Consider the following 9,225-nt stretch of genomic DNA (forward strand, 5'->3'; position numbering starts at 1 on the left):
CCATAGTAGGCTTATGGTAACCCGCTTGCCCTGAGAACCAAACATGTCTGTGCATTTCATTCCTGCATTTGCGGATAACTACATTTATGTGCTGGAAAGCAGCGCCGGTGTCTGGATTGTCGATCCCGGCGACGCCGAACCGGTTTTTCAATGGCTTGCGCCCAGACAGATGGTGCCGACGGCCATACTCTGCACGCATCATCATGCCGATCATACAGGGGGCGTAGCTGCCCTCGCCGACCATTTCCGCATTCCTGTCTATGGTGCCAATAAGCGGATACCCGCCCTGACCCATCCGGTTGCTGCCGGAAAACTGGCCATTGGCTCCGTAGAAATCCAGGTCATGGAAGTTCCGGGTCATACCCGGGATCACATCGCTTATGTCTGGAATGCGTCTCTGTTTTGCGGAGACACACTTTTTGCTGCCGGCTGCGGACGGATCTTTGAAGGTACTCCCGAGATGTTGTTCCATAGCTTGCAGCAGCTTGCCGCGCTTCCTCCGGAGACAGCGGTGTACTGCGCCCACGAATACACCGAGAATAATTTGCGTTTTGCAGCTTTGGTGGATCCCGGCAACCCGGTTATTCGGGACAGACAAATACAAGCCCAAAAGCAGCGCGAGCGTGGACAACCCACCTTGCCGTCAAGCATTGCTCTGGAACGCGCCAGCAATCCTTTTCTGCGCTGTGCTGATCCTGCGCTGATTGCCAGTGCCCGGCACTTTGACCCCCTCAGCGGCGGCACGGCATTATCTGTATTTACCGCTTTGCGACGCTGGAAGGACCAGTTTTCCTAAGTCTTGCGGCGTGAGGGTAAGCAGCTCATTTCCAGGCGTTGTTCCCAGGCTTCGCGCAAAACCCGACGTACGGCTTCTGCATCCACAAGCTCCAGTTTCTGCAAGGATTGTTCTGCCGAATGCAGGCGGCCCAGATAAAGCCACTGGCGAGCCAGCCGACTCATGCGCACTTCGGCATCTTCCTGTCCGAGCAACAACTGAATCCGCAAGCTGCGTTTTGCCCAGAGCATATCGCTCGAACCGGGTCCCTCACTCAGCAATTTAGACAGCACTTCGGACATCGCCTTGCCGGCTTCATGGGCTTTATCTTCCGGGGTGGCTACATACAACGACCATTCGCCACAGTCGCGCAAAGCATCCAGATGGGAAAATACCTGATACGCCAATCCACGCCTTTCCCGGAGTTCCCGGAATAAATAAGAGGCGGTGCCTCCCCCCAGAATGGCATTGGCCACCACATGAGCGAGATAGTCTTCTGATTCGACGGAACAAGCTGGTGCCATCCAGACCAAATGCGCCTGACGGGCTTCTGAACGACGCAGATTTTTTTTACCAAGCTGAAAGCGGGGGGGCAAGCCATTTTGCAGGGGGGCCGGACGACGCGTTTCGGGAAAGGCATGCTGCACCCATCCACACAAACGCTCATGATCCACAGCACCAACAGCCGTAACAATCAGAGGCGATTCGGCCAAAACCCGCTCGTGATAGGCCTGTATGCGTTTACGGCTGGCTGCACGAATACAGCTGGCCTTGCCCAACACGGGCCAGGCCAGGGGGTGCTCTCCCCATATCTCCAATAAGGCCCGTTCCTGTACCCAATCCTCCAGGTCCTCGGCAGCCATGGCGGCCTCCTGGGCGACCACCTGTTTTTCCAGACGTAAATCCGCGTGATCAAAACGTGGGTGCGTGAGCATTTCACTGAGCAGGACAAAAGCTTCCTGAGCATCCTCGGCCAGCACCGTGCCATGGAAAACAGTACTCTCACGATCGGTGAAGGCATTGATGGTCCCGCCCAGGGATTCCATCGCTGCATTCAGTGCATCTCCATCTCTTTTGGTACTGCCCTTGAAGAGCATGTGTTCCAGGAGATGGGCAAAACCGTTTTCATCTGCAGCCTGATCACGGCTACCATTTCCCAAGGTCAGGGACAGGGCCACGCTTTGGCGATCCGGCAACCTTTCGCTGAGAACGACAACGCCGTTATCCAGCGTGCTTACAGAAGCTTCGATATTTTTTGTCAAAACCGCCAAATCCAGAATTACTGGGTAATGTCCTTCATGCTGAGCTTGATTTTGCCCTGACGATCAACTTCCAGAACTTTCACCCGCACTGCCTGCCCTTCCTTGAGGTAGTCGTGGACATCACTGACCCGCTCGCTGCTGATCTGGGAAATGTGCAGCAGACCATCACGCCCCGGAAGAATGGTGACAAAAGCGCCAAAGTCCATGATTTTTGCCACTTTACCATCATATATGGTATCCACCTGTACTTCCGCCGTCAGCAGTTCAATCCGCCGACGGGCGGCAGCACCGGCTTCACTGTCCACCGTGGCGATGGTGACCGTACCATTATCCTGAATATCAATGGCAGCACCGGTTTCTTCCGTCAAGGCGCGAATGACTTTACCGCCCGGCCCGATGACATCACGGATTTTGTCCGGGTTGATGTGTATGGTAATAATGCGCGGGGCGTTATCCGAAAGTTCGACGCGGCCTTTTTCGAGTACTGCATTCATCAGACCCAGAATATGAAGACGTCCGGCATGGGCCTGTTTTAGGGCTGCAGCCATGATTTCACGGGTAATACCGTCAATTTTGATATCCATCTGCAGGGCAGTCACACCCTGTTCGGTACCCGCCACCTTGAAATCCATGTCACCCAGATGATCTTCATCACCCAGGATATCGGTCAGGACCGCAAAACGCTCACCTTCCTTGATCAGTCCCATGGCGACTCCGGCAACGGGAGCCTTCAACGGAACACCGGCATCCATCAGGGCCAATGAAGCGCCGCACACCGTAGCCATACTGGAAGAACCATTGGACTCCAGCACTTCTGAAACCACCCGCAGGCTGTAGGGAAATTCGCTGGCTTCCGGCAACACTGCGGCTACTGCCCGTTTTGCCAGACGACCGTGACCAATTTCACGGCGTTTGGGTGACCCCACCATGCCCGTTTCGCCGGTGGAAAATGGCGGGAAATTATAATGGAGCATGAAGCGATCACGACTTTCTCCCTGAAGAGCGTCGATAATCTGCTCATCGCCCTTGGTTCCCAAAGTTGCGACGACCAGAGCCTGGGTTTCACCCCGGGTAAACAGGGCCGAACCATGGGTGCGGGGTAAAACCCCCGCCTCAATCGTAATGGGTCGCACGGTCTTGGTGTCCCGCCCATCAATGCGCGGCGCACCATCCAGAATCCGCCCCCGGACAATACCGGTTTCGATTTTTTTAACAAAACCACGCACCATGTCTGCCAGCTGCGCATCTTCTAAGGCTAATTCTGCAACCATGTGCTGCTGAATTTCTTCAAGCTTTTTACTACGCGCCTGTTTTTCTACCAACGAGTAGGCTTCCTGCAGCAAGCCCGAAGCCTTGGCCTGCACCTGCTGACCCAAAGCCTCATCGGCTACGGGTGCCACCCAGTTCCAGCTGGTCTTACCCACTTCATGGGCCAGGGCCTCAATAGCCTCAATGACCGGCTGGAATCCGGCGTGCCCAAACATGACGGCCTCAAGCATTACTTCTTCAGACAGTTGCTGGGCTTCTGATTCCACCATCAACACCGCATTACGGGTTCCGGCCACGACCAGATCCAACTGCGATTCAGCCAATTGGGCAGCGCTGGGATTCAGGACATATTGTCCATTGACGTAACCCACCCGGGCGCCCCCAATAGGACCTCTGAACGGAATACCGGAAATCGCCAAGGCTGCCGAAGCACCAAGCATCGCCAGAATGTCCGGGTCATGATCGCGATCCACAGAAAGAACCGTGGCGATGACCTGCACTTCATTCATGAAGCCTTTGGGAAACAAGGGACGAATGGGTCGATCAATCAGTCGCGAGGTCAGGGTTTCTTTTTCAGTTGGCCGACCTTCGCGCTTGAAGAAGCCCCCCGGAATTTTACCGGCAGCATAGGCTTTTTCCTGATAATTGACCGTCAAGGGGAAGAAGTCCTGACCGGGTTTCATTTCACGACGGCCAACGGCCGTCACCAGAACCACTGTGTCGCCACTGGAAACCAGTACCGCCCCATCAGCCTGACGCGCCATACGACCTGTTTCCAGATGCAGGCGCTGTCCGCCGAAATCCAACTCTTTCCGAATGATGGCCAAAACCTTCTCCTTACTTACGCAGACCCAGACGCTCAATCAGCGAACGATAACGATTCACATCACGCTTTTTGAGGTAATCCAGCAGCTTGCGGCGTTGGCCCACCATTTTCAGCAATCCTTGACGGGAATGATGATCATGCTTGTTAATTTTGAAATGATCAGCCAATCCTTCAATACGAGTGGTCAAAAGGGCGACCTGCACTTCGGGAGAACCCGTATCTCCTGCATGGGTAGCATAACCCTGAACAACATCTGCTTTGACTTCACGCGACAGCGACATAAATTCTTCTCCTCGGAACTTCTAAAAAAACAATACTCCCTAGTTTACGCTCATGAGGCGGCGTGGCGCCACCTTTCCGTCGTCCATGACCTCTCCCAGACCGAGAAACTGCGCACCCGGTCCGTAAAGGCGAATACGTCCCAGAGAAGGTGCATGTGCCACCACCACACCCTGCCCCTGACGCAAATAATAAGCGGTGTTCTCCGTCAGGGTGACGGCGGGCAAATACTCCAGTGCCAGATCCATCGCCTTTAACGGACATTCACCCTGTTTCTGCTGCTCTGCCAACGCTTCCAGAGTAAATGCGTCCTCGATCCTGAATGGCCCTGTGCACGTTCGTCGCAACGCTTCGACATGAGCCCCACAATCCAAGGCCGCGCCCAAATCCATCGCCAGACTGCGAATGTAGGTACCTTTGGAACAATCCACATCCATGACCAGGCGATTCCCGGTGAATTCTATCAGGCGCAAACCGTCAATGCGCACCTGACGCGGCGCCCTTTCCACCTCAATCCCTTTACGAGCCAGCTCGTACAAAGGCTTGCCACCCTGCTTGATGGCCGAGTACATGGGAGGAATCTGGGCAATTTCTCCCAGAAAACGCGGGAGCATGGCCTCGATATCGGCGCGCACTACCGTGACCGCTTTTTCTTCCAGAATCTCACCCTCACGATCACCCGTGCTGGTTGTCTGTCCCAGCCGCAGGGTCGCCCGGTAGGACTTGTCGGCATTCAGAATGTAATCAGAGACTTTGGTCGCCTCACCAAAGAGCAGGACCAGCAGCCCGGTGGCAATGGGATCGAGGCTGCCGGTATGTCCCGCTTTTTTGATCCCCATAATCCGCTTGGCGCGCTGCAGGGTCGCATTGGAGGTTAAACCCTCTGGCTTATCGAGCAACAACAGGCCATGCTGACAGGTCATGATCACGCTTCCTCATCCGCAGCGGGCGGCAAATGCGCCAGAATTTCTGCCATTTCAGCACCCCGATCAAAGCGCGCATCATAAACAAAGTGCAATGGCGGAATCCGCCGCAAGGCCAGCCGCTTCCCCAGTATCTGACGCATTTCTCCCGCCCGGGCATCGAGGATCTGGCGGACCGCAGCGGCGCGCCCGGGACCATCCATCAGGGAAAAGAAAACGGTTGCCGAACGCATGTCAGCTGGCAAGTCGACCATGGTTATGCTGGGCGGCAAGAGCGCCAGATCAGCAGGAAGACCATGCAACTCGCGCAACAGCGCGGCAATTTCTTCACGGAGCAGGTGAGATACCCTGGCGCCGCGCGGATAAACACGATGAGTATGCTGCAACGCCAACTCCTAGACCGTACGCGCGACTTCAGTGGTTTCGTAGGCCTCAATGATATCCCCGTTTTTGAGGTCATTGTAATTGCGCAGACCGATACCACACTCGAAACCTTCCCGGACTTCCTTGGCGTCATCCTTGAAGCGGCGCAAAGAATCCATTTCACCGCTGTGGATGACCACGTCCTGTCGCAGCACGCGGACCTTGGCATTACGGCGGACAACGCCATCGATGACCATACAGCCGGCGATCGTACCCACTTTGGGAACCCGGAATGTTTCGCGGACCTCAGCATGACCAATGATTTTTTCACGGATTTCCGGTGCCAGCATACCACTCATGGCGGCTTTGACTTCATCCACGGCATCATAAATCACGCTGTGATAACGTACATCTACGCCAGTGCTTTCTATGAGGCGACGGGCCTGAGCTTCCGCCCGTACATTAAAGCCGATAAGCACCGCTTGCGAAGCTGCCGCCAGATTCACATCCGATTCAGTAATACCTCCCACACCCGAGTGAATAACGGTCACTTTTACTTCTGAAGTGGAAAGGCGCTCCAGCGTCGTACTCAATGCTTCTACCGAACCTTGCACGTCAGCCTTGATCAACAGATTCAACTGCTGCAACTGACCATCCGCAGCGGCTTCAAAGAGACTCTCCAGGGAAGCCTTCTGGTTTTTGGCAAGACGCACATCACGGAACTTGCCCTGACGGAACAGCGCGACTTCACGCGCCTTGCGCTCATCGGCCACAACCACAACCTCGTCACCCGCATGGGGAACATCACTGAGGCCGAGAACCTCGGCAGGCAAACCGGGGCCTACTTCCTGCGTACTTTGTCCGGCATCATTAACCAGCGCTTTCACGCGCCCAAACTGGGCTCCCGCCAGGAGCATATCCCCAGCATGCAGGGTACCCTGCCGAACCAGTACCGTGGCCACTACACCCCGACCCCGATCAAGACGGGACTCAATGACCACACCCTTGGCCGGACCATTACTCTGCACATCCAGTTCGAGCATTTCCGCCTGCAACAGGATCGCATCCAGGAGATCATCAATATGCAGACCGGCCTTGGCCGAAACATTCACAAACTGCGCGTCTCCACCCCATTCTTCAGGAACCACCTCATGACCTGCCAACTCCTGTCGGATCCGTTCAGGGTCCACTCCGGGTTTGTCGATTTTGTTGACGGCCACAACAATCGGCACATGTGCCGCCTTGGCATGATGGATGGCTTCAATGGTTTGCGGCATCACACCGTCATCTGCCGCCACTACCAGAACGACAATATCGGTAGCCTGAGCACCTCGGGCCCGCATGGCGGTAAAGGCTTCATGGCCTGGGGTATCCAGAAAAGTTACCATGCCTTTGGGCGTTTCCACATGATAAGCACCAATATGCTGGGTGATTCCTCCTGCTTCCCCACTGGCTACCTGCGCCGAACGAATCCGGTCCAGCAGTGAGGTTTTACCATGGTCTACATGCCCCATTACCGTGACCACGGGGGGCCGTCTGCCAATAATCGGGGTCTCCGTACTGCCTTCATCCATCAGGAAGGCTTCGGGACTGGTCATGGCTACCATCTTGACCTTATGACCTAATTCTTCAACGACAATAGCCGCCGTTTCCTGGTCAATCACCTGATTGATGGTCGCCATCACGCCCATTTTCATCATGGCCTTGATGACATCCGTGGCCTTGATCGCCATGCGGCTGGCCAATTCACCCACCGTAATGGTTTCGGGGACGGCTACTTCGCGAATCACCGGTGCCATGATGGCTTCATTGCCCATCTGCGTACCGCGATTCCGGTTTTTCTTGTCTCCAGGTTTACGCCGACGCCCTAAAGCATCGGCATTGCCGCCCTCATCATTACGACGTGGACCACGCCGTCCGGCACCGGAACGATCATCCTCTCCACGACCTGCCGGGCCTGCTTTTTTACCACGCGGCGGGGCCGAGGGTGCTTTAGCCGGGGCAGTTGCTGCGGGACGCGGGCGTTCGCTGACTGGAGCACGGTTACGATCCGGTGCCGCAGCGCGTTCGCTATGGGCACGGGCAGCAGGCTGACGTTCAGCGCCTGGCGCTTTTGGCTCCACTGCCGGTATAGCTTCGGGGGTTGTCACCACGGGTTGCGCTACCGATTCTACCGGTTCGGGAGCATCCTGCTGGGCAACAGGGGCGGCTGAGTCCTGGACAGTCTCCGTGACGGCAACGTCAACGGGGCTCGCCAGCGTCTCGATCTCGGGGGGCGATGTTTCGACGGCTGTAACCGGCTCAGCAACCTGACTTTCCGTAACAGGCAACTGTTCTACCGGTTCATCTGCGGTCACCTCGCGTTTGACGTAGGTTCTCTTACGCCGGACCTCCACCTGTACAGTACGGGATTTTCCCGCACCGACCGACTGCTTGATTTCAGAGGTGCTGGTACGGTTCAGGGTGATTCGCCGCAGCTCGCCACTTCCTTCTCCATGGGCACTGCGTAACGAAGCCAGCAACCGATGTTTGTCGTCTTCAGTGACTACATCGTCGGCTGTTTTTTTCACGATGCCCGCAGCATTCAACTGCTCCAACAAGCGCGCATGGGTTACACCTAATTCAGCTGCAAAATTGGCGACAGTTACCGTCATAATCCTCTTTCTCCAAAACCACTTGTTCGCACAATGCGTTCACAGGGTTCGTATTAAGCAAACCAGGGCGCACGCGCCTCCAGAATAAGAGCTTTCGCACGCTCTTCATCAATCCCGACCATCTCACATAACTCGCTGGCTGCCAGCTCCGCCAAATCTTCGGCAGTGACCACACCCTTGCTGGCCAGCAGATGGGCCAGGCCTTTATCCATTTCTTTCAGGCTTAGCAGGTCCTCACCAGGTTCACTTAAGGCCACCTGTTCTTCCTGGGCAATGGCTTTGTTCAAAAGCATATCGCGCGCCCGACGCCGCAGTTCGCTGACCAGTTCTTCATCAAGCCCTTCAATTTCCATCATCTCGGCAACCGGCACATAAGCCACTTCCTCAATGGAGGTAAAGCCCTCGCTGACCAGCAGTTGCGCCAGATCTTCATCCACGCCCAACTCTTGAACAAAATGATTCAGGAACTTGGAATCTTCTTCGTCACGTTTGGCCTGGGCTTCTTCTTCCGTCAGGATATTGATGGTCCATCCTGTCAACTGCGTGGCCAGGCGCACATTTTGCCCGCCGCGCCCGATGGCCTGCGAGAGGTTTTCAGCATCGACGACCACATCCATACTGTGGGTGTTTTCATCTACCACAATACTCGACACTTCGGCCGGTGATAAGGCATTGATGACATAACTAGCCGGATCTGCCGACCAGATGACGATATCAATACGCTCACCCTTGAGTTCATTGATGACCGTCTGGACGCGATTACCGCGCAAGCCGACACAGGCACCCACTGGATCCACCCGAGGGTCATTGGAGCGCACCGCCAGTTTCGCGCGCAAGCCAGGATCCCGTGCCGCGCCCATGATTTCGATCATAC

At 55.7% G+C, this 9,225-nt stretch carries 8 protein-coding genes (1 of these 8 only partly in view); 1 reads left to right on the forward strand and 7 read right to left on the reverse strand.

Features of this window, described 5'->3' with window-relative positions; all coding sequences use genetic code 11:
* Positions 1–43: 43 nt before the first annotated feature.
* Positions 44–796 (forward strand): hydroxyacylglutathione hydrolase, encoded by a 753-nt coding sequence (gene gloB, locus H7F08_RS01425; protein ID WP_193639695.1) that lies wholly within the window; start codon positions 44–46, stop codon positions 794–796.
* Here the strand turns inward: gloB and H7F08_RS01430 are convergent.
* The 7 genes in view from H7F08_RS01430 to nusA are tightly spaced (at most 53 nt apart) and all read right to left on the reverse strand, a layout consistent with a single transcriptional unit that may run on beyond the window.
* A complete protein-coding gene (locus H7F08_RS01430) occupies positions 793–2,037 on the reverse strand; it encodes a M16 family metallopeptidase (protein ID WP_226831183.1) in 1,245 nt (414 codons plus the stop codon). The two genes, gloB and H7F08_RS01430, sit on opposite strands and share 4 nt — an antisense overlap.
* Before the next feature lie 17 nt (positions 2,038–2,054).
* Positions 2,055–4,133: a polyribonucleotide nucleotidyltransferase gene (pnp, locus tag H7F08_RS01435; protein ID WP_051690767.1), complete on the reverse strand. Its 2,079-nt coding sequence runs from the start codon at positions 4,131–4,133 to the stop codon at positions 2,055–2,057.
* Positions 4,134–4,143: 10 nt separating this feature from the next.
* Positions 4,144–4,413, reverse strand: a complete 270-nt coding sequence (gene rpsO, locus H7F08_RS01440; protein ID WP_010641513.1) for a 30S ribosomal protein S15 — start codon at positions 4,411–4,413, stop codon at positions 4,144–4,146.
* Between the two features lie 39 nt (positions 4,414–4,452).
* Positions 4,453–5,334: a tRNA pseudouridine(55) synthase TruB gene (truB, locus tag H7F08_RS01445; RefSeq protein ID WP_031575829.1), complete on the reverse strand. Its 882-nt coding sequence runs from the start codon at positions 5,332–5,334 to the stop codon at positions 4,453–4,455.
* A 2-nt stretch (positions 5,335–5,336) separates the two neighbouring features.
* Complete coding sequence (locus H7F08_RS01450) at positions 5,337–5,720, reverse strand: ribosome-binding factor A (RefSeq protein WP_031575832.1); 384 nt, start codon at positions 5,718–5,720, stop codon at positions 5,337–5,339.
* 9 nt (positions 5,721–5,729) lie between these two features.
* On the reverse strand, positions 5,730–8,351 hold the full coding sequence (gene infB, locus H7F08_RS01455) for a translation initiation factor IF-2 (protein WP_193639696.1): 2,622 nt from the start codon (positions 8,349–8,351) through the stop codon (positions 5,730–5,732).
* A 53-nt stretch (positions 8,352–8,404) separates the two neighbouring features.
* Positions 8,405–9,225, reverse strand: the 3' portion of a protein-coding gene (gene nusA, locus H7F08_RS01460; RefSeq protein WP_193639697.1) for a transcription termination factor NusA. Its footprint extends 661 nt past the window's final position; the window shows 821 of its 1,482 coding nt (coding positions 662–1,482); its start codon lies beyond the right edge, outside the window — the gene reads right to left on this strand; the stop codon is at positions 8,405–8,407.

This window comes from Acidithiobacillus sp. HP-11 (assembly GCF_015100075.1).
Taxonomy (GTDB): domain Bacteria; phylum Pseudomonadota; class Gammaproteobacteria; order Acidithiobacillales; family Acidithiobacillaceae; genus Acidithiobacillus; species Acidithiobacillus thiooxidans.